The organism is Pseudomonas sp. R3-57, from assembly GCF_051132065.1.
Taxonomy (GTDB): domain Bacteria; phylum Pseudomonadota; class Gammaproteobacteria; order Pseudomonadales; family Pseudomonadaceae; genus Aquipseudomonas.
On sequence record NZ_CP071655.1, the window covers coordinates 187,182 to 208,811 of the forward strand.

Here is a 21,630-nt window from a genome sequence, read left to right on the forward strand (position 1 = left end):
GATGAAAAAGTTTTTCAAGAAAGTCGGCGCCTTCCTGCGCCAGACCTGGGTCTGGACCTTGCTGCTGGTGCTGTTTCTGGCGCTGCTGGTGTGGTTCGCCGGTCCATTGTTGGCGGTTGACGATTACAAGTTCTGGGAAAGCCCGACCTCGCGTCTGCTGACCATCGCCGTGCTGTTCCTGATCTGGGGCCTGACCATGGTCTTCGTCAGCTGGCGCGCCGGGATTCGCAAGAAAGCCGAGGAAGCCAGCGAAGACGGCCAGGACCGCATTCGCCGCGAAGAGCTGATCGATGAGGAACAGAAAGAGTTGAAGGCGCGCTTCAAGGACGCGCTGAAAACCCTGAAGACCTCAAGCCTGTATCGCGGCCGCAGCGAGCGCTGGCGCAGCGACTTGCCGTGGTACCTGTTGATCGGTCCGCAGGCCTCGGGCAAGACCAGCCTGCTGGACTTTTCCGGTCTGGAATTCCCGATCAACAAGATCGACCGCAAGCTGACCCGCGACACTCTCGGCACCCGTCACTGCGACTGGTATTTCGCCGATCACGGCGTGCTGATCGACACTGCCGGGCGCTACATGACTCAGCCCGACGCCGAAGTCGACGGCAACGCCTGGACCACCTTGCTGGAACTGCTGCGCAAGCGTCGCCGCGGTCGTCCATTGAACGGCGTGCTGGTGACCATCCCGGTGGAAACCCTGCTCGGCGGCAGTGAGCAGGACATCGATACGCTGGCGCGCCAGGTGCGTGGGCGTTTGCAAGATGTGCATCAGAAACTGCACGTCGATGTGCCGGTGTATCTGGTGCTGAGCAAGGCCGACAAGCTGCTTGGTTTCGACGAGTTCTTTGACCAACTGACCCGCGAAGAAAGCGATCAGGTGCTCGGTACCAGTTTCCGCAAGGATCAGGTCGGCACCGACGTGGCAGTGCTGCGCAACGAGTTCGAAGAGCTGCTGCGTCGTCTCAACAGCCAGGTGATCATGCGCATGCACTCCGAGCGCGATACCCAGCGCCGTGGCCGCATCCTCGACTTCCCGCATCAACTCGGGCAGATCGGCGAGCGCCTGTGCCTGTTCGTCGACATGGCGTTCACCGGCAACCGTTATCAGCGGGCCACGCAACTGCGCGGTTTCTACCTGACCAGCGCGCCGCACCTGACCCAGGAAATGGATTCGACCACCGCCGGTATCGGCGCCAGCCTCGGCATGAACGCCGGTGTGCTGCCGACCCTGCGCAGCGGCCGTTCGCGGTTCATTCACCACCTGTTCAGCCAGGTTATTTTCCCCGAAGCCGATCTGGCCGGTCTCGACAAGCGCGAGCGCAGCCGCATTCACTGGGGGCAGCGTGCGCTGTACGTCGGTGCACTGGCGGCGCTGGCATTGTTCGGCATGCTCTGGGCGGGTGGTTTCTCGGCCAACTACGAGCGCCTGGAAAACCTGCGCACGCTGGCGCAGAACTGGACCCAGCAACGTGCGGCGCTGTCGCCACGCGATGACGCCATGGGCGTGCTGAAAACCCTCGACACCAGTTACGCGGCGACGCAAGCGTTCCCGAAAAAGGGCGACGTGTCGTATCACGAACGCGGTGGGCTGTATCAGGGCGAAGACGTCAATCCGGTGGTCAAGCAAGCCTACGAGCATGAGCTTGAAGCGCAACTGCTGCCACGGGTGGCGACCATGCTCGAAGGGCAGATTCGCGCCAACATGAAGGACCGCGATCGTTTGCTCAACAGCCTGCGCGCATACCTGATGCTGAACATGAAGGACCGTCGCGATGCCGTCTGGCTCAAGGACTGGATCGCCACCGACTGGTCGCAGCGCTACACCGGCAACACCGCGGTGCAGAACGGTCTGAATGCGCACCTCGATCGTTTGCTCAAGCAGCCGTTCATCTATCCACTGAATGATCAGTTGGTGACGCAGGCGCGTCAGGTCCTGCGCAGCGAATCGCTGGCGACCGTGGTGTACCGCATGCTCCGCGAGCAGGCGCGCAACCTGCCGGACTACCGTTTCAGTCAGCACCTCGGCCCGCAAGGCTCGTTGTTCATCGGCACCGAATACGTGATTCCGGGCTTCTACACCCAGAGCGGTTATCAGCAGTACTTCTCGGTGCAGGGCTCGGCGCTGGTCACCGACATCCTGCGCGACAACTGGGTGCTGGGCGAAGGCGCGGGCATCAGCGACATGGACTTGCGTCGCCTGATGGTCGAACTGGAGCAACTGTACTTCCGCGACTACGCCAACTACTGGAGCGAAGCGGTTGGCCAGGTTGCGTTGCCGCCGATCAGCGACGCCGGCGAAGGCGCCGAGCAACTGGCGGGCCTGACCTCGGCCAACTCGCCGGTACTGGCGCTGCTCACCGAAGTGCGTGAGAACACCCGCTTCGAAGCGACGGCTGATCCGGTCGAGGAAGCCGGTGATGCAGCCGATGCGCTGGCCGACCAGAAAGGCAAGCTGGGCAAGGTCGGCAAACTGGCGTCTGCCGTGGCGGACAAGGCCTCGGCGCTGAAGGTCGCCAAGAACCTGCCGGACACCGCGAAGAAGTCGCTGCAACGCCGCTTCGAACCGTTGCACCGTTTGCTCGATGACAACAACGGCCCGGCGGCGGACCTGACCCCTGCGCTGAGCGCGCTCAACGACCTGCAGCTGCAACTGGCCGGCCTGGCCCGTTCGAGCACGCCGGAACAAGCCGCGTTCGAACTGGCGAAAACCCGCATGAGCGGCCAGCGCGATGCGCTGACCAACCTGCGCAATGCGTCCGGGCGTCTGCCGCGTCCGCTGAGCGTGTGGTTCAACGTACTGGCTGAAGACTCGTGGCGCCTGGTGCTCAACGATGCCTATCAATACCTGAACGGCCGTTATCAGAACGAGCTGTACAGCGTGTATGGCAAAACCATCAGCAAGCGTTATCCGTTCAGCGCCACCAGCACCAGCGACGTGGCGATCAGCGACTTCCGCGAGTTCTTCAAGGCGCAAGGCATTGTCGACCGCTTCTTCGACAACTACATGCGTCCGTTCGTCAGCGGCGATCCGGGCAACTACCGCATGCGCAGCGTCGACGGTCACAGCCTGCCGGTGTCCAAGGTCTACCTCGATCAGATGGCCGCAGCCCTGACGATCCGCCAGAGCTTCTTCTCGATCAACCCTGCCGAACCGACCGTGCAGTTCAAACTGGAGCCGTACACCCTCGACCCGGCCGTGAGCCGTTCCGAGTTCAAGTTCGGCGACAAGACCATGGAATACCGCCACGGTCCGATCCTGCCCATGTCGTTCAAATGGCCGACCGACGCTGAAGACGGTCGCACCAGTCTGGTCATGGACAAAATGGCCGGACGTCCGATCGGCATCGAGAAGAACTCCGGCCCATGGTCGCTGTTCCGTCTGTTCGACCTGATGCAGACCGAGTACATGACCGGTCGCGACGTGCTGGTATTGAAAGCCGATGTGGGTGGCCTGCGCGCCAACTACCTGCTGACCAGTCAGCGCACGCCGAACCCGTTCGACATGGGCGTGCTGCGCACCTTCCGTATGCCGGTGCAGCTCTGATGCTGGTGGCCAGTGCCTGGCGCAGCGCGGCGCGTACCGACCCGGGCAAGGTGCGGGCGCGCAACGAAGATGCCTTCCTCGACCTGCCACAGCACGGGCTGTGGGTGGTCGCGGACGGCATGGGCGGTCATCAGGGTGGCGATATCGCCAGCCAGTTGATCGTCGCCAGTCTGGCTGAGCTGCCGCAACACGAGGACTTCGACGAACGCCTCAAAGCCATCCGCCAGTGCCTGCACTGGTTGAACCGGCGACTGGGGCAAGAGTTGACGGTCACCGCCGGGCGTCACGACAGCATCATGGGCAGCACCGTCGTCGCGCTGCTGGTGGAAGGCAATCGCGCGGCCTGCATCTGGGCCGGCGACAGCCGTTGCTATATGTGGCGTGGCCAGCGGCTGTATCAGCTGTCCAAGGACCATTCGCTGCAACAGCAATTGATCGACGAGCAACAAATGAGCGTCGAACAAGCGGCAGCGCATCCGGCGGCTCAAGCCTTGACCCGAGCTGTTGGCGCCGCCGAGACACTGACCCTGGATGTGCTGGAACTTGAGGTCTATCCGGGCGATGCATTTTTGCTTTGCAGCGATGGTTTGTATCAAGGCCTGAGCAGCGATGCCCTCGGCAACGCCCTCAGCCTCAGCGCGCCGCATGTGGCGCTGGAACGTTTGTTCGACGGCGCCCTGCGTGGCGCCGCGCGTGACAACCTGACTGCCGTGGTGATCCGCCAATGAGTGAACTCGAATCGCCCATCGATGACCTGCTGATCAGCGAAGAGCAGGCAAATAACCTGACCTATTTCGCTTTTGCCAAAGGTAATCAGGCAGAACCGTTGCTGGCGCCAACCAAGGCCAGCATCGGCGCACTGCCGGATGTACTCGCCGGTCGCTACCACCTCGAGCGTCTGCTCGGGGCCGGTGGCATGGGCGCGGTTTACCGGGCGCGGGATCTGCTGCACGAACAGTTCGGTGATCCCGATCCTTACATTGCGCTGAAAATCCTCAGCGAAGAATTTGCCGAGTCGCCGGACGCCAGTGCCTTGCTGTACAGCGAGTTCGCCCTGACCCGGCGTCTGCGCCACGACAACGTCGTACGTGCGCACACCTTTGAAGTCGACACCGACTGCCAGCGGGCCTTCATCACCATGGAATACATGCGTGGCCTGACCCTGGACAAATTGCTCTGCGAGCGGCCCCTCGGCCTGCCGTGGAAGGAACTGCGCGACATCGTCCTGCCGCTGCTCGACACGCTGGCCTACGCCCACCGTCGCGGCGTGCTGCACGGTGACCTGAAGCCGAGCAACGTCATGCTCAGCGAAGACGGCCTGCGTCTGTTCGACTTCGGCCTCGGTCAGGCAGAGCAGGGCACCTTGCCCGGCCTGCCGCACCTGAGCCGCGAACGCTTCAACGCCTGGACCCCAGGCTACGCCGCCCCCGAACTGCTTGAGGGCCAACCTTTGTCGGCCAGCGCGGACGTGTACGGCGTGGCCTGCGTGATCTATGAACTGGCGGGCGGCAAACACCCGTTCCGCCGCTTGCCCTCGACCCAGGCCCGCGAGGAGCATCTGGAGCGCGAGCTGCACGCCCCAGCGAATCTACCCCAACAGGGCTGGCAAGCGCTGCGAACCGCGCTGAGCTTCAACCCGGCAGAACGCACCATCACTGCCCAACAACTGCGTGACGCCTTGGGCGCCACTTCGTCCTGGCTGCAACGTCTGCGACTTCGGGCGTAACGGATGACATTCGAACAGGGAGCACACGATGTTCAACTCAGCTAACGAAACCCACTTCAGCCTCAAGGTCGAAGACTACGTCGGCGACCTGCAAGTGCTGTCGTTCACCGGCACCGAAGGCATCAGCCAGCCGTATCGCTTCGACCTCGAACTGGTCAGCGAAAACCCGGATCTGGATTTGGAACAGCTGCTGCACAAGCAGGCGTTTCTCGCATTCGACCCACAGGGCTCGGGCATCCACGGGCAGATCTACCGCGTCGCCCAGGGTGATGCCGGCAAGCGCCTGACCCGCTACAAAGTGTCGATCGTGCCGCAACTGCAATACCTGCATCACCGCACCAACCAGCGCATCTACCAGCAGATGTCGGCACCGAAAATCATCGCGCTGATCCTCGACGAACACGGCATCAAGAGCAACGCCTACAGCTTCCAGCTCAGCCAGCCGTGCCCCGATCGCGACTACTGCGTGCAGTACGACGAAACCGACCTGCATTTCGTCCAGCGCCTGTGCGAAGAAGAGGGCATTCACTACCACTTCCAGCACAGCGAAAAAGCTCACCTGCTGGTTTTCGGCGACGACCAGACCGTGTTCCCCGACCTCGGCCAGCCGACTGCGTACGTACAGGGCAGCGGCATGGTCGCTGACGAACCGGTGATCAAAGCCTTCAAACTGCGCCTGGAAACCCGCACCACCCGCACCACGCGCCGCGACTACGACTTCGAAAAACCGCGCCTGCAAATGGAGGCCGCGTACAAACCTGAAGGCGACAGCACCGAACCGGATCTGGAAGATTACGACTACCCGGGCCGCTTCATCGACCGCGCGCGCGGCAAGTTCCTCAGCCAGCGCGCCCTCGAACGCCACCGCGCCGACTACCGTCAGGCCGAAGGTCGCGGCGACCAGACCAAACTGGTCAGCGGCCACTTCATGGCCCTGTCCGACCACCCGCGCAGCGAGTGGAATGACCTCTGGCTGCTCACCGAAATCTTCCACGAAGGCAAGCAACCGCAAGTCCTCGAAGAAGGCGTGACCAGCGACACCACCGACAACAAGGACGACTTCCACCAAGGCTACCGCAACACCTTCCTCGCCACCCCGTGGGACGTGTTCTACCGCCCGGCCCTCGAGCACCCGAAACCGCGCGTGCTCGGCAGCCAGACCGCCATGGTCACCGGCCCCAAGGGCGAAGAAATCCACTGCGACCAGTACGGCCGCATCAAAGTGCAATTTCACTGGGACCGCGAAGGCCTCGCCGACGACAAAACCAGCTGCTGGCTCCGCGTCTCCAGCGCCTGGGCCGGCGACCGCTACGGTGCGATCAGCATTCCGCGCATCGGCATGGAAGTCCTCGTCACCTTCCTCGAAGGCGACCCCGACCAACCCCTCGTCACCGGCTGCCTGTACCACAAGGAAAACCCGGTGCCGTACGCCTTACCGGCGAACAAGACTCGCAGCGTGTTCAAAACCCTCAGCTCACCGGGTGGCGGTGGGTATAACGAACTGCGCATTGAAGACAAGAAAGGTGCGGAGCAGATCTACATCCACGCCCAGCGCGATTGGGATGAAAACGTTGAGCACGACCAGAAGATTCGGGTCGGGAATGAACGTCACGACACGGTGGTTAAGAACTCCTACACCGAGCTGAAGGCTGAAGAACACCGCACCACGATTGCCGACCGCAAGGTCGAAGCGAAGCTGGATGATCATTTGACGATTGGGCAGAACCAGCATGTGAAGCTGGGCACGGCGCAGCTGACCAGTGTGGGGAAAGAGATTCACCTTAAAGCTGGGGACAAGATCGTTATTGAGGCGGGGACGGAGCTGACCATTCTTGGGGGTGGGAGCTTTATCAAGCTGGATGGCGGTGGGGTGACGGTGGTTGGGCCGGTGATCAAGATTAATGCTGGCGGTTCCGCAGGAACGGGTACTGGCATCGGGATTAAACCGCCGGTGCTGCCGGGGGCGGCAGATAAGGATAAGGCGGGGAGTTTGATGGATCAGGCGTTGGGGAATGCGCCGCCTGAGAAGGTTAAGCCGAAGGCTTTTTTTGTGTTTTCTGAGTGATGAATGTCGTGATGACAACAAACAGGTACGTAAGGCAGATGAAGTGGTTTTCGATTGTTTTGTTGTGCTGGGGGATGACTTCGGGAGCCTTTGCCTCTTCGTCCAGCACCGCCCAATGCCCAAGCGGCAATTTTGCTGATTTCGTAAAAGTTTTTGCATCTGAGCCAGAGACACAGAAAGCGTTTATTGCGTCTCCTCTGAAGCATATTCAAGTGATAGCTGATGGGAAAATACCGAAGGTCGTCGAACGGAGCTTGGGCTCGATTTCCGTCGATGAGTTGAAGGTGCTGCTTCCGGAAAATGCTGCCAAATTGGGTCTCACTATCGAACCCAAGGTGCCTGACAGAGTGGTCGTCCTTGATGAGGCGGGCCATTTTTTGAAGATTTTCGTCTTCAAACACAGTGATTGCTGGGCTCTGAGTCGAGTGGAGGACTGGGCAATCGATGCGGTGATGGAAGAGATCACTCAGTCTGAGAGACTAACGCCCGGTGAGCTGGAACTAAAAAAAGGCGTCATATTCGACAGGTTGGTCAACAAGGCGTCTCCCGAATCAGGGATCTATTTGTACGCCGCGGCATTGGATAGCTATTTAGATGGCGCCCGGAAGGGTTCGGCGCAAGCTGCATTCGCTGCCGCGGGAATCAGTCTTTCTGGACAAGCGCCACGCTTGGAGAATTCCAGAATCCTGGCGTTGTTGATTCAAGCTTCAGAACAAGTGCCGGATGCCGGCTTGACTCTCGCAGATTTTTATTGCGATGAAGGTGAATACGACGAAAATCACGGTTGTATTAACCCCAAAGAATCAATAGCGACATTGGAGCGTGCCGCCCGTCTCGGTTCGACTAACGCGCTGATTCGATTAGGTGAAGTATACGAAGCGGGAGACCTCGTAGCGGCTGACTTGCCTCGCGCGATGGCGTGTTACCGGAATATTCAGAAAACCGATCCTAAGACGGCTAACGCTTTGGTTGAGCGCTTGGCAGCCCGAGGCGTCGTCAGCGATAACTCTATTCAATGTTTTGAAGCAGGAAGCTTTTGATGAGCACAGGACTACTTGAACAAAGGCAGCAATATCGCACTGGTTACGAGTACGGCCCTTTCAAGGGCGAGACTGACCATGATGAAGATGGTAAAAAGGAAATCGACTGCTCCGGGCTTCTGTATCGAATGCTTAAGGATGCGGGATATACGATTCCTTACCTCACAACATCGGGGTTAAATGCCGACACTACTTTTTTTGATGTAATCCCGCTTGCGGAAGTACAGCCTGGCGATATTGCGCTGTGGATAAACTTTCATGGACACACGGGGGTTATCGAAGACATCTCCGGGGCGCCTGTTCGAAATAAGGGCAATTTTTTCGGCTCACAGTCTTCAAGCGGCCCGAAATCTGCCAAATATGGGGCGGGTAGTGGTTACTGGCCAATGCCTGAAAAGTTTTTACGCCCGAAGCCCCAATTCAGAGGTGCTCAACCAGCCCCCGCACCTACTCCTGCGCCGGCCCCCGCGCCGGCAGGCCCAGCTCCGCTGATGAGCTTCCAATATCCATTCAGAAAAGCTGACGGTAAGCAGTTTTCTGACGCGGATGAGATTTATAAGGCTCTCGAAAACGAGAGTGCCGGGCATTACTTGCTGGGCAGCAACAAGTTCTGGCACGGTGGCATTCACATCAGCAATGCCAGCGCTCCTCAATGCATTTTGAATGAACCGATTCGCTGCATGGCCGACGGCGAGGTCGTGGCATATCGTCTCAATGAAGATTATTTGGAGTCGACCTTTGGTGAAAATGAAAAAAAACTGAAGTATTCAAATTCTTTTTGTCTTGTACGCCATGAGTATAAATCCGAGCCTAATCCTGAAGATGGGCCCAACAAGGGCAAGCAAAATAAGCTGACCTTTTTCAGTCTTTATATGCATTTGCTACCTTATAAGCGTTATCCGCTGTCAGAGGAGGAAACTCCTAAGCCTAAGGTGACAATGCAGGTTGACGACTTTAAGGCCTACGATAGTTTTCCCGAAGCATCCGGCTGGCCCTCTCCAGGAAAGTTGGCCGGCGGGACCAAGCTTGAAGTGTTGGAGGAAAAAGCCGCAGGGGATATTACCTATGCGAAGGGTAAGATTCTTTCCGGATGCGTCAAGAACAACGCACAAAAAGTACGCTTGTCAGGCAGTGTTGTCTGGTTTGCATATCTGAAAAATAGTGAGCCATTTAAGAATTCGCAGCAAAAGCGTATATGGCGTGCCGACCCGATTCCCGAGCGTAATAAACCAAAATATTGGCAAGGAAAGGTAAAAGGTACTGCCATCAAAAAGCTGGATCTGTATCAGGATCCGGCTTCACCGCAGAATGGACAGCCCGCAGGCCCCAGAAAAGGAACAATGCAGCTTAATCCGGGAAGCGTTGTTGAGTTTGAAAGTAAAGATGTATTGAACCTGACGGTGTCGGGGATCACCCGAAGAATGGCGAAATGTACGAAAATCAGTGGTGACCTTGCGGGTGCGGGTGAGGTGACAACTAGTTTTTGGGCATTCGTGGAGAATGAATTTGTCGCTTGGGATGTCATTCCAACAAGTTTTGATTCCGTCGAGCTCACGGGTACAGGGATCAAGGCTGGCGATCCGATTGGCTATCTTGGGCTAACGGAAAATTTGTCTGGAGAGGACGGTAGTGTTTCAAGCAAGCATCAGGTTCATGTCGAGATTTTTACAGCAGCAACCCATGTAGCCGAATTTTTGAAGAATAGCGCGGGGTTGAAAGTTGGGAAACAATATCTTCACTTGTTAGCAGGAACAAATCTGAAAAGAAATGCGCCAGCGACAGATTTGACTCCGCTCAAGAAAGAACATGCCGTTGATCTGAACAAAGCCCGCGCTATCAAAGAAGGCGCTGAGGATTATTATCAGGTTTCCATCATCGAGGACGGCTTGACCTTAGCTGGGCTGGTAAATAAAAAAGAAACTGAAATCATCACGCAGCACGACTGGGGAAAACTTGGCTTCGTTATTGTTGAGGAAGCTAACGCAGCGGCAGATGGATTTCTTGATCCGGATAGCATGCCGCAGTTCTTCAAAGAGCTATTCCTGAAGATGGATACCAACGACGATAAGGAAGTTGATCCTGCAGAGCTTGCCGTCGCATTGAAAAATGCAGAGACAAGAGCGAGCTGGGCCAAGCTGATCGCGCGTCATCCTACGGAATGGAAAGAGAAAGCAGATGCTGCCAAATGGAGTCGACTTGATGTCATTTTAAAAGACACTCCGAAAACTCTGAAGCACGAAAAAGAACGAATCACGAAGTATGTGTTTTGGGAGGATCTTAAAGACAAGGCCGCCATGAGTACGGACTTGGTTTGGCATTTTCATCCTATTGAAATGCTGAGTAACTTCATGAGTCGTTCCGAATTTATAGATGTCGAGCGGTTTGTAGCCATGTATGCTGAGCAACATGCTTCGTTTCAGGCTGATGCGCCTCCGTTTTCTGCTGCGTCTAAGTCCAATTTGCGTAAGATTGCAGAGAATATTAATAAATATCTAGACAAAACCAAAGAGGTTTATACAGTCTATGAGTTGTCATATATGTTCGCGACGGCGCGTCACGAGGCTTACCAATTTATGATTGCTGAGTATTTTAGCGCTGCCCCGGAGTATGGGCCGGTTTCCTATTTTGACAAATATGACCCTGTGCTTGCAGATACAGCAACACGCAGACAAACTGCGATCGGCAACGGTAATACGGTACAAGGGGACGGTTTTAAATATCGGGGTCGTGGTCTCGTTCATTTGACTTGGAAGAAGAACTATCAAAAGGCGAAAGATTATTTCGGAATTGATTTTGTCGAAAATCCCGATGAGGCTGCCGGGTTTGAAAACTCCGTGCCTATCATGATATGGGGCATGAAAGAAGGTATATTTACTGGGAAAAAACTTGGCGATTATGTAAATAATAGCGCCAAGGACTATGAAGGGGCGCGGAAGGTAATCAACGGTTCCGACCAAAAAGCGTTGATCGCTAGTTATGCTGTGAAATTCGAAGCGATACTAAAGGCCACGTCAATTGCACCGGAGACCAAATGAGTATGAATATTAAGTTGCCTGTAGGTTTAGCTGTCGTAACTTTCGTGCTAGCAGGTTTCGCAGTCGCCGAGCCGCACGACGTGTATTCAGCCGATGTTGACGCCCAGTCTCTGACCGTTACTTGGTCAGGTGGTAGCAAAACAATAGAAGGCGTAGTCGGAAGTCAAGGCGAAACAACTAGGGAACTGGTTGAATTTAATGGAGGTAAGGCCCTCCATTACGAAAATCTGGCGTCGCGTGCTCCTTTTGAAGCCTATTTTACGTTAACTAGGCATGGCGCGGATGTTCTCATAGATTGCGTGTATACAAATATTCGGAACGAGCAGAATGGAGTTCTAATAAACAAAGCCGTTTGTGGCTTGGATCGCCCATTAGCTGAAGAATATGAGGAAGCAGTTTCTGAATTTTCGGATCAGTGGAAAAACTTGACTGGCAAGGTTGTTATTGCGCCTTTGTTGGCAACGCCCCCGGTATTGGTAGAGGTTGAAGACTCGGCTTTCGGTGGGGTGAAGTTATCCCGAACCTATCATTCTCCCAATGACCTAAAGTTCTCGCGTCCCGAAAGCGTTTTAAAGAAAGACAAAGTTAGCCATTCCTTTGGTGATAACTACGTATTTTCCGTCTACTCGATTGGGGATTTAATTAGTCCTCTCTATCTTGATGTGTCTTCTGGAAAGCTTGACACTGCATTCGTAAGGTATGATCGGGCTGCTTTAAATAAGTTGTTCTGATCAACTCTCCTGGCCTCAAAGCAAGGACGATCTGTTTGGGGGTGAAATGGGGATAGACCACGGTTTTAGTAATTGCCCGACAACGCGACAACGTGGTCTGTCCCCTTTTTTCATGTCCCCTTTTTTCAAGTCTTTCTGAGGCCAGCCGGATGATTCGATTAATTACATTGCTTTTGTCTGTTTATAGTGACGCCGCTTATTCTGGCTCAGCTGAGCATAGCCTATTATGCAAAGAACCTGGTCAGATTTCTGATTCTGCTAGGTTAACTCTTTCTATTGAAGATGAAGTTTTTTTTCTTAACAATGCCGATCGCGGATGTCGGTCAGATTATGTCGTTAGACCAGCGCAAGGAACGGAAAATGAATCGATCATATTTTCTTATCCGACGAGTGGCGATATGGGCTTAAATGCTCAAATAATGATTTTTTCTGCTCCAGCTAATGGCGGAGAAGCCCACTATATCGGAGATATTCCTGCTGGTGCTTCACAACTAAAGGATGGAAATTATCAAGATATTCAGCAGGCTGGTGATTCAATCTACGAGAATATCTACCGTATCGATGGTTCTAAAGTTATTACTTTGATGTCAGGGAAGGAGTTAATCATTTCCGGCGAACAGTGTGTTTATAAGAAAGCAGGTGACGCTGTTTGTCAGAAAATGCGAGGTAGCTTTGAAAAACCTGTGTGTGTCCTTAATGGTGGTACGCGTAAAATCCTCGCCGTTGCGAGTGACTGCACAGAGCTGAAAGAAAACCTTTAAGCACTCAAGAATAATATTGGGAGGACCACTCCTCAGTAACGGACGAGAAGTGGTTTGCCGCAATTTTCCACTACAGTTTTTTGCTTAAAAAACCGGAAATGAAAAAACAGTTAAACCGAACGTAAGTGGAAGTAGGACCGTACATGCCAGTCAAAACTCTAGCGGTATCACTGCTCGCTCTGATGTGGACCTTCCCTGTGTTAGCCGAAACCACCACATTCAGTCCCAAAGACGGCGTCAACGCTACGCTGGCTCTCGAGGGCTCCACATTGAACATCGCGGTTAAAAGCGAAACGCACAGAGAGTCGCGAACCATCGATTTTGAAGCCGAAAACCAACTCCATATGCAGTTCGACGATTTCAATTTCGACGGCGCCCAGGATTTCGCGATCTGGCAGCTGGATGACGGCATGGGCACGTACGACTACTACCGGGTATTCGTTTACCAAGCCAAAACCGGCACCTTCGAAGAGTTGCAGCCGGACTGCGGCGATGGCTTCGTTAACCTGCGCGTCGACAAAAAACGCAAAGCGTTGCTCAGCACTTACTGGGAAACGAACATCCCAAAGCAATGCATCACCCGATTCACCAAACGCAAAGCCTGAATGACTCAAGGATGAACACAGTGAACCGTTTTGTTTTAACCCTGCTGGCCGTACTGCTGCCGGCTTCAGCGGCCTATGCACAGGACGATTGCAGCCATGTCACCTCAAGCCTGGAAATGGTTCCCTGCTCGGAGGCGGCGAAGAAGGCTGCCGATGCGCAGTTAAATGTCAGTTACAAGCAGTTGATGACGCGGCTTGAGTCTGACTATCGAGCAGATCCGGCATTGGGCGCGGAGTACGCCGCGAAGGTCAAAGAGTCGCAACGTGCGTGGTTGAAGTTGCGCGATGCGAACTGCCCTTTGGAGGCATTCGAAATCGAGACGGGGATGCCGGCGCATGTGTTCGCCGTTAACTCGTGCATCGCCAGAATGAGTCGTGAGCGCTCGGCGTATCTGGACAAGATTGTCCCTGCGCTTGCATCCGACAAGAACGCTTCGACGGCACCCACCAGCGACGCTTGCCCCTCGGAGGAGTTCGCGCCTTTCCTTACAGCGTTTTCCGCCAGCAGCGAATCACAGCGCCGTCTCACGGCGATGACGGTCAAGTCGCTGGTGTTGAAACCGGTAGCTGGGAAGGATCGAAGCACCTTTGAGCCTTCGACATCGGGTGTCAGTGGGGCTACTTTCACCTATCCGCTGATGGCCGCCATCACACCCGGCAAAACGCCTGGAGTCGAGATCGAAGAGGTCGACGACAGTCACGTCAACGTGGTGGATAAACGGGCAGGCAACAGCAATATCAAGATCTTCAACTTCTCTCGTCAGGCGTGCTGGGTGCTTGAGGGAATTGAGGATTGGTCGATCAGCGATAAGGATCTTGTCGCAACGGATAACCCGGGAATGAGCCCCGCCGAGAACTTTTGTTATCAGCGTGCTGAAGCGTTAGGTGGGCTGGGGGTCCTTGAGCAATACCGGCTGACTGCGGAGCTGATTGAAGCGTCCCTGGAGAATTTTGTGTGTGCTGCAGAGTCGGGTGGTGCACAGGCGAGCCTGTCGGCGGCAAGCCTGAGTCTTTCGCAAATGGCTTCTCAGTTGGAAACCCCTAAGGTCGAGGCTTTATTCAAAGCGGCTTCGAAAATACCAAAGGGTGCGATGGGTTATGCGACGTTTCTTTGTTCAGGAAACTCCACTGACTATAACGGCCCTTGCCTTCATCCCAAGCAGGCAGAAGAGCAGGTTATTCGGGCGATTACCATGGGCTCCACGGACGCGATGAATTACCTGGCCTCTACCTTTGAGGGTGGCGAGTTGGGAACGAAGGATATGTCTCGGGCGTTAGCCTGTTATCAAATGGCGGCTGACAAGGATGATCAGTTGGGCCTCTTCAACGTGGGGCGATTGGGATCGTCAGCCGCGGCGCCGATCAAAGCCAGCCACTGCATTTGAATTTCGAGGGGCTGTTTGAGGCGGTTTTGCACAAGTTTTGTCTGAATCCCTCACGCTAAAACGTTTAACGCTTGAGCATCTGACGCCCCCGATTTTCCTTTAAACTTCCCACCCCCAAGGAACACGCTCAGGACACGGAATGCCAGCCCCTTCTTCCTCGCTTCGCCCAGCGTTGGTGCTTTGGCTATATGCCGCTGCGATCACGCACATCCTCGCCGGTCTTACCCTGACCTGGGCCGGTGACTCCGGCTTGCTCAATGGCTACCTGCAAGTCCTCGAACTGTCGTTCTGGGGTGCCGATGCGGTCCCTTTGGCCGGCCACGAACAACAGGTCTGGTGGCTCGCGCTGTTCGGCGCGACGTTGCAAAGTTATTCGCTGTACATGCTCGCACTGGTGCACCTGGGCAATCGCTTGAAAGCCCCGGCAGTCTGGGGTTGGTTGATCGCGGGCATCCTGTTATGGGCGCCGCAGGACATGTGGCTCTCGGCGCAACAGCAGGTCTGGTCGCACGTGTGGCTTGACGGTTTTGCTCTGTTGGTTTTGTTGCCACCGCTGTTTTGGCTGTACAGACATGACCGTCAAGGGAAGGAGTAACAGCGTGAAAGTATTTTCGATCCTTCTCGGTTGCTTGATCTCTGCTGCTTCATCCGCATTGTTTGCTGGAGAAGCGTGCAACCCAGACAGCTTTTCCAATCCGGACTTGATCATTTGCGGCCAGCAAACCTTCAAGAAAGTCGATGGTGTCTTGAACGAGCAATACAAAAAAGCGCTGTCGACTTTGGCTCCAGCGGAGCAAAGCCGTCTGAGAGATGTGCAAAAGAACTGGGTGCGCTTCAAAGAGTCGTTTTGCGAAGAGCTTTATCAAGCCGCGTTGCCGGGCGCTGAGGCGCCATTCGAGAGGCTCGGGTGCCTCGTCCAAACGACCAATGCTCGGCTGGGAGAGTTGATCGCTCTACAGACGGGTTTACCGCTGGATGGTTTTTACAAAGCGGCATCCGCGATTGCCGGGAAGGATCGTGAGAGAGATGTAACGAACTCAATTGGGCTGCTGGGAGGGGAAGAGCTCTATGATCCGCTTTGGACGCAATACGCGGAGGGGCACTGCAAAATGAGCGAGCGTTTGTTTCGTGAGGATTTTGCGAATTGCAGGGTGCGGATGCGCTTTCAGTTGCCTATGAATCGTTGAATGAATTTCCGATTTGAAGTTTTCGCGTGCGTTTATCTCTGCTCTGCTGCTAGTACCACTGACTGCCCATAGTGAAGTTTCTACACAGCTAAAGCGGTTGCCATGTTCGGTACTTCAGCGTGGTCAAGCGTTCCTTCAATAGCCTTTTACGTCCTGCCGATGAGCGACTGCGTTGCCGGTTGAGGCTCGAAGGCGGCGGAATGCTCGGACCAAGTAATCAGTGTCAGGTTATTTCTGTTTATGTTCAGAAGCTTGGAAACGTCGCTACCCTCATGGCCTTTGAAGATTGCCAGTGGTTGTCCATGTCCAGGATTCGAGGTAACGGGTATCGCTATCAGATCTGGCGATCTGAGGCGCGCAAGGCTGCGGAAGATATGGCGCGTGAAAGCCAAAACCTCAAGATCCGAGGTATCGAAACCACTCAAATCCGTTACGAGCCTATTACTCCCGTTGCCATCGAAGCTGCGGATCTTTGGGGTGACGAGGCGACGCTCTACCCGTGGCACGATGTGCATCAATGGAAACAGGCTGACACCCGTGGTTTTGATGTCTCGCTTTGGTTCAACCAAGAATTGTGTGGGTTGTGTTATGCGTCACCGCGCAAGAGCAAGCTATGTATCAAGATCGTCATTCTGGAGGGCAAGCCGGAAAGATCCCATCCGTTGCGGGGCACAGTGGCTGCTTTGGCATTAACCGCGATTGAAAACTACGCTCTCTTGATTGGCTGTACAGAAATTGAAGTTCAAGAGCCGGCAGTCGGCGCTATACCCATATACGAGAGTTTAGGGTTTGGCTTTGATCCGACGGGCCGGCTTGTTATTGCGGTTGAGCGGTAATACTATCCAGTCAAATTTCGAGACCCGAGAGGTTTCCATGAAAAAGTCCAAACATGAACCCAAGCCTTTGATGGCTGCCCGGTTCCAGGCTGAAGCTCGTGAAGTCTTGGCCAAACGCTCCGGTAAGCGCAGCCGCTTTCTGGATGCTGCACTGTCAAAAGGCAGTGATTTCGAGCCTGTCGGTCGACTGGCCGGTTGAAGCTTTCGCGACTCTTAAAAAAGCTGCCCTCGTTGGCAGCTTTTTTATGTCTGGATTTTTACGGACATTGTTGGAAGGGGACTTAACGTCCCCTTTTTCATCCGCAAATCCCGCTACGGCTTCGCCGCCGCGCTCTTCACCTCAATATGATCAAGTGTCCCTTCCACCATCAATCGCACCCCGTCCGCCATTCTGCTCAGGGCCAGTGCCACAGAGCGGCGTGAGCCGTGCAGATCGTCGGCCAAGTCGCAGGCGATGACGCTGATGGACAGGAGGTCTTCGGAGGCGTTGGCCATGAGGGCTTCGGCGTCGGTGCCGGGGGAGAGTTTAAAGAGGCCGGTTTCGCGCTTGGGGTGTGGTTCGGTGGGCGGTTTGAAATGGTGGTCGAGGGCGCGCTCGGCGGCCTCGTGGAATTTCTTCGATTCCAGAGATTCGTAGGGCGATATGTCCGGGGTTTCCGGGGGATTGGGTGTTGGTTTCTTCATTGAAATATACCGATTAAGGCGCTAACACCTCTTCGCTCGCACTTCGAATAAGGTGGCAGCTGTGTATAGGTGTGCAAGACCGGCAATCGGCAAACCGGCAGATCCTAAGATCTCCCACACACAGCTGCCATAACGATTCGCGAGCATAAGAAAACGCTCGATGAATAGCTATAACCGATAGTGTGCCGATGCGGACTTGCACGTCCGTATCGCCGATTTTGCGGCGACCCACAAAGCCTATCCCTCACGACCAATCCCGCCTAGTTCACGGACAGCCCGGCACTTCGCAGGAAATTTCCCATGGATTCGCGGGGCGGAAGATCAAAAGATCGCAGGCTTCGCCAACTCCTACAGGGATGTGTTTCAACAGGTGTAGGAAAGGTAAAGGGTGAGACGCGGAGCGTCTCGGGATGCATTCCCACGCGGAGCAGGGGAACGATCAGGGGCGGAACCTTGCATCGTGACTTGGCGGTCATCGTGCGGGAACTGGTCTGCATCCTCTTCTAACAGTTGCAGATACTGGCGTTATCGTCCGAATCCCTTACACTGCCCCGGCCGTTCATTTTCCTTTTGAGGCTGTGCGCATGAAATTTCGTTTTCTTCTGTGGATGATGGGTTTGTTGATGGGTAAGGCCAGCCGGACAAATCCTGCGTTCCAGCAGCAGTTGGGTGACAAGGATCTGGTGTTTCAGCTGCAGACGCTGGATGGGAAAGTGGCGCGGCATTTCGTGGTCAAGGATCAGCGCATCACCAGCAAGTCTGGCGTGGTGCCGGAGCCGGCGTTTGCGATTGCGTTTAAAGATGCCGGTTATGGTTTTGCGACGATGCAGGCCAAGAACAAGCAGCTGGCGTTTATGCAGGGCATTCAGGACAAGTCGATCCAGCTCAAGGGTAATCCGGCGCTGGTGATGTGGTTTCAGGGCTTGATGAAATATCTGAAGCCGCGGAAGGCAAAGGCCAAAGCATAAAAAGTCGCTGGCCCGAATAAACCCACGCAGGCGCGCTGAACAACGGCGCGCTTTGTCTTCCAAAACCAGCAATCAGGCTTGTAAAGACACTCGAACTGTCATTTCTATCAGGTGTTTCTGCCCCCCGCTCGGTGCTCTACTCAAGTACCGGTCCTGCACAAAGGACTTCACTGACTTGATGGAGCAAGCATATGAGCCTGGCAGAGAGCATCTGGACCCCCAAGTTTCTCGACCCCGCATTTGCCCAAGGCGGCGTATTGACGTTGCCGATCCCCGGCATCGTGGGCGACGTAGCGGCCGCCGTACTGGCGCTTCCCGATTCAAAATCGCTCGTTGCGATTCCGTTAAGCGGAGCAGACGCCCCGGTTGCCATCGCGAGGTTGAATGAAGACGGTTCGCTGGACGAAACCTTCGGTCCAGCGCGCAAAGGTTTCGTTGAAATAGCCCTGGAGAGCGCTCGAATCAGCCATGTGTACAGTTTGGCTGCCCTTATCGATGACGGTTGGCTTGCACTCATTCAGTATGCCTCGACGGTCTCCAGTGACCGTGGCCTGGCTCTCGTCCGCCTGAAAAGTACCGGGGAACTGGACCTCTCGTTTGGCACCAATGGCTCAAGGTTGATCTCTCATCACGGCACTCCTGAACCTGCAAGCGCGCCGCGTCGGGTAAGCCATTCGAATATAGAGGCTGCTCAAGTTGCGAGCGCTTCATTACCATCAGCGGCTCTGCAGGTGGATGGCAAAATCATCCTGCTCCATTCGATTTTTGTGGATGAGGCATCTCCATTGCCTGTGTCCGTTGTGATTCGTCTTTTGGCGGATGGCTCGCTCGATCCATCATTCGGCGATTCAGGTTACGTAGTGGTCGATGTCCGCACCACTTCGAGCGCCACATTTGGAATTGCTGTTCAAACCGACGCCAAGGTACTCATCTGCGGTACATACCGGGACGGATCGGGAGGCAATGGAGTCTTTCTGGCGCGTCTGGATGCAAGTGGCGCGCTGGACAGTCAGTTCAATCCACTCACAGCGCCGAACAGTAAGGTCACCACCGGTGGGGTCGTGCTGATGCCCGACGATATAGGCGAGAGCCATCTGCAAGCGGTCTCGGTACGTGAAAGCGACGGCAGGATTATTGTCGCTGGCCGAGCGCTGCGTGACGGTGGCGATGTCGGGTTGATCGCTGCGTTCACGACCAACGGTACCGCCAATCTTGTGTTCAATGGAGGCAAGCCGCTTTTATCGCCGTACGCGAAGGAATTGTCGTGGGCGCATGTTTCGCAGAAGAGTGGTTCGATCATAGTGGTCGGTCAGGGTCACTCCGTCGTGGTCACGGCGTGTTTCCTCGCTGACGGAAAACCGGATACAGGCTTCAGCGGTGTGGGGCATGCGCTGTTTGAAGACAGCACGGGGGATGCCAGTGCGCGTGGTCTGGCAGTGCTGGAAGATGGTCGAATCGTCGTGTGTATCGAGCTGTCGAATATTGCTCAACCTTCCTTGGTGAAAGGGCGGATCGTGCGCTACCTGGCCGGTTCTACGACGCTGAATAACGACCCGACCTTCGGCGACCGTGGCCTCCTCAGATTTCCATTTCCCGGGTTCACAGGGTACGACGTGCGGGCGCTGCTCGCGTTGCCGCAAAACAAGCTGCTGGTTGCCGTTCGCCTGTCGACGGAGGGTGCGCCCACGCGGATCGTCCGTCTGCTGGAAAACGGTGCTCTCGACAGCGCCTTTGGCGAGCAGAGCAGCGGTTACGTTGAGATCAAGCTTAAAGATGATTTGTTCATGAGCCGCATCCTCGGCTTTACACCGCTTGGCGATGGCGGCTGGCTGGTGGTGGCTCAGTACAGCGTGGAAGGCGAAAATTACTCGACGGGCCTGGTGCTGGTCAGACAGCGTGAGGACGGGCAACTGGAGCCGTCTTTCGCCGAACAAGGTGTGCTTTACCTGGCTTACGATGAGATGGGCGGCGGCGGGCATACCGGATTGGTTGAAGAATCTCCCAGCGCTGCTGCGGCGACTGGCGCGGCAGGGGCTGTCGCCCAACAAGCGGACGAAAAAATAGTCGTGGTCAGCACGGTGGAGGATGCTGCCGGGCGCGCCAAAGGTATCGTTCTGCGGTTCGATTCGAACGGCTTGCCTGACACGACATTCAATGGCGCAGGCTTTGCGTTTGTGGAGCTTGCGGGCATTTCACCTGCGGACACCGTCGGGCAATCCGTGGCAGTCCAGACCGACGGTGGCGTGGTGGTCTGTGGCAATTATTTCGCCACGAATATCCACGGTGCCTATGTTATTCGCTTCACCACTTCAGGCCAGGTTGACACCGGCTTTGGAAAAAACGGAGTGGTGGATATCCCCCGCGATCAATGGATCAGCCTGGACGTTGCGGCAATCGTCGGCGACAAAATCGTTGTGGCCGGCGGTGTGCAGGAGCAGGGCGACAACCGGGGGCTGGTTGCGGTGCTGAATTTCAGTGGCGAGTACAACCTTGTGTTCAATGCTGGTCAACCACTGCTCTGGTCACCTGTTACTCAAGGTGTCAGATGGTTGCATTGTGTGCCGCAGGCAGATGGGTCAATCATCGTTTGCGGCAGCAGTGGCAGCGGCGCGTTTGACGATGACCTGAGTGCAGTCACCGCACGTATTCTGCCGGATGGCTCCCCAGACACCTCATTCTTCGGCACGGGATTCACCGTCTTCAATGAGGGCGAGGGTTTCGAATACCCTCACGGCATGGCCGTGATGGAGGACGGCCGCATCCTGGTGGGCGGCGTGTTCTTCACGGATGCGGGATATGAGAAAGGTTGGGTGATCCGTTATCTGCATAAGTCGGCTTAGCCGGGAAAGGCTCGGAGCATTACGGGCAAGCTTTGTTTAACTTCGCGTCGCGTGCCCGCTTTTTTCCGCCTCGGCAGAACTGCGCAGCAATTAACGCAGCAGACGGCAGCCTCATTACTCCCGATATTCCCTTCCCGTTATTCCGCTATTCACGTTATCTCGGCAAAGGCGCATTTTTTGTCATAAAAGACTGACAGATCTGACAGGTGTGTTTTTTCAATGTTTG

17 protein-coding genes are annotated in these 21,630 nt (G+C 55.6%); 16 read left to right on the forward strand and 1 reads right to left on the reverse strand.

Annotated features, from left to right (window positions below):
- Position 1 precedes the first annotated feature (1 nt).
- The 14 genes from tssM (at position 2) to J3P93_RS00885 (ending at position 17,111) form a co-directional block, all read left to right on the forward strand.
- Positions 2 to 3,541: a type VI secretion system membrane subunit TssM gene (gene tssM, locus J3P93_RS00820; RefSeq protein WP_434594296.1), complete on the forward strand. Its 3,540-nt coding sequence runs from the start codon at positions 2 to 4 to the stop codon at positions 3,539 to 3,541.
- Positions 3,541 to 4,269 carry a PP2C family protein-serine/threonine phosphatase gene (locus J3P93_RS00825; RefSeq protein ID WP_434594299.1) on the forward strand — a complete coding sequence of 243 codons (729 nt, stop codon included), beginning with the start codon at positions 3,541 to 3,543 and terminating at the stop codon, positions 4,267 to 4,269. Before tssM ends, J3P93_RS00825 begins: the two co-directional genes overlap by 1 nt.
- Positions 4,266 to 5,267, forward strand: coding sequence for a serine/threonine-protein kinase (locus J3P93_RS00830; protein WP_434594302.1), 1,002 nt, complete (start codon positions 4,266 to 4,268; stop codon positions 5,265 to 5,267). Before J3P93_RS00825 ends, J3P93_RS00830 begins: the two co-directional genes overlap by 4 nt.
- Before the next feature lie 28 nt (positions 5,268 to 5,295).
- Positions 5,296 to 7,332 carry a type VI secretion system tip protein VgrG gene (locus tag J3P93_RS00835; protein ID WP_434594304.1) on the forward strand — a complete coding sequence of 679 codons (2,037 nt, stop codon included), beginning with the start codon at positions 5,296 to 5,298 and terminating at the stop codon, positions 7,330 to 7,332.
- Between the two features lie 38 nt (positions 7,333 to 7,370).
- Positions 7,371 to 8,372, forward strand: coding sequence for a sel1 repeat family protein (locus J3P93_RS00840; RefSeq protein ID WP_434594306.1), 1,002 nt, complete (start codon positions 7,371 to 7,373; stop codon positions 8,370 to 8,372).
- Complete coding sequence (locus J3P93_RS00845; protein ID WP_434594309.1) at positions 8,372 to 11,407, forward strand: hypothetical protein; 3,036 nt, start codon at positions 8,372 to 8,374, stop codon at positions 11,405 to 11,407. Before J3P93_RS00840 ends, J3P93_RS00845 begins: the two co-directional genes overlap by 1 nt.
- The gene (locus J3P93_RS00850) at positions 11,404 to 12,138 is read left to right on the forward strand and encodes a hypothetical protein (protein ID WP_434594312.1); all 735 of its coding nucleotides are present in this window, start codon (positions 11,404 to 11,406) and stop codon (positions 12,136 to 12,138) included. Before J3P93_RS00845 ends, J3P93_RS00850 begins: the two co-directional genes overlap by 4 nt.
- Before the next feature lie 149 nt (positions 12,139 to 12,287).
- The gene (locus tag J3P93_RS00855; protein ID WP_434594315.1) at positions 12,288 to 12,899 is read left to right on the forward strand and encodes a hypothetical protein; all 612 of its coding nucleotides are present in this window, start codon (positions 12,288 to 12,290) and stop codon (positions 12,897 to 12,899) included.
- A 143-nt stretch (positions 12,900 to 13,042) separates the two neighbouring features.
- Positions 13,043 to 13,504: an XAC2610-related protein gene (locus tag J3P93_RS00860; RefSeq protein WP_434594317.1), complete on the forward strand. Its 462-nt coding sequence runs from the start codon at positions 13,043 to 13,045 to the stop codon at positions 13,502 to 13,504.
- 20 nt (positions 13,505 to 13,524) lie between these two features.
- Positions 13,525 to 14,889 (forward strand): lysozyme inhibitor LprI family protein, encoded by a 1,365-nt coding sequence (locus tag J3P93_RS00865; protein WP_434594319.1) that lies wholly within the window; start codon positions 13,525 to 13,527, stop codon positions 14,887 to 14,889.
- Positions 14,890 to 15,028: 139 nt separating this feature from the next.
- On the forward strand, positions 15,029 to 15,484 hold the full coding sequence (locus J3P93_RS00870) for a cell division protein (protein ID WP_434594322.1): 456 nt from the start codon (positions 15,029 to 15,031) through the stop codon (positions 15,482 to 15,484).
- A 4-nt stretch (positions 15,485 to 15,488) separates the two neighbouring features.
- The gene (locus tag J3P93_RS00875) at positions 15,489 to 16,076 is read left to right on the forward strand and encodes a lysozyme inhibitor LprI family protein (protein WP_434594324.1); all 588 of its coding nucleotides are present in this window, start codon (positions 15,489 to 15,491) and stop codon (positions 16,074 to 16,076) included.
- Between the two features lie 119 nt (positions 16,077 to 16,195).
- Positions 16,196 to 16,912 carry an N-acetyltransferase gene (locus J3P93_RS00880; protein WP_434594326.1) on the forward strand — a complete coding sequence of 239 codons (717 nt, stop codon included), beginning with the start codon at positions 16,196 to 16,198 and terminating at the stop codon, positions 16,910 to 16,912.
- A 37-nt stretch (positions 16,913 to 16,949) separates the two neighbouring features.
- A complete protein-coding gene (locus tag J3P93_RS00885) occupies positions 16,950 to 17,111 on the forward strand; it encodes a hypothetical protein (RefSeq protein ID WP_208939242.1) in 162 nt (53 codons plus the stop codon).
- Positions 17,112 to 17,224: 113 nt separating this feature from the next.
- Here J3P93_RS00885 and J3P93_RS00890 read toward each other — a convergent pair whose 3' ends face one another.
- The gene (locus tag J3P93_RS00890; RefSeq protein ID WP_093096920.1) at positions 17,225 to 17,596 is read right to left on the reverse strand and encodes a DUF6124 family protein; all 372 of its coding nucleotides are present in this window, start codon (positions 17,594 to 17,596) and stop codon (positions 17,225 to 17,227) included.
- A 584-nt stretch (positions 17,597 to 18,180) separates the two neighbouring features.
- Here J3P93_RS00890 and J3P93_RS00895 point away from each other — a divergent pair.
- Positions 18,181 to 18,564: a hypothetical protein gene (locus tag J3P93_RS00895; protein WP_056790828.1), complete on the forward strand. Its 384-nt coding sequence runs from the start codon at positions 18,181 to 18,183 to the stop codon at positions 18,562 to 18,564.
- A gap of 191 nt (positions 18,565 to 18,755) precedes the next feature.
- Positions 18,756 to 21,404, forward strand: a complete 2,649-nt coding sequence (locus J3P93_RS00900; protein WP_434594330.1) for a hypothetical protein — start codon at positions 18,756 to 18,758, stop codon at positions 21,402 to 21,404.
- Positions 21,405 to 21,630: the final 226 nt, after the last annotated feature.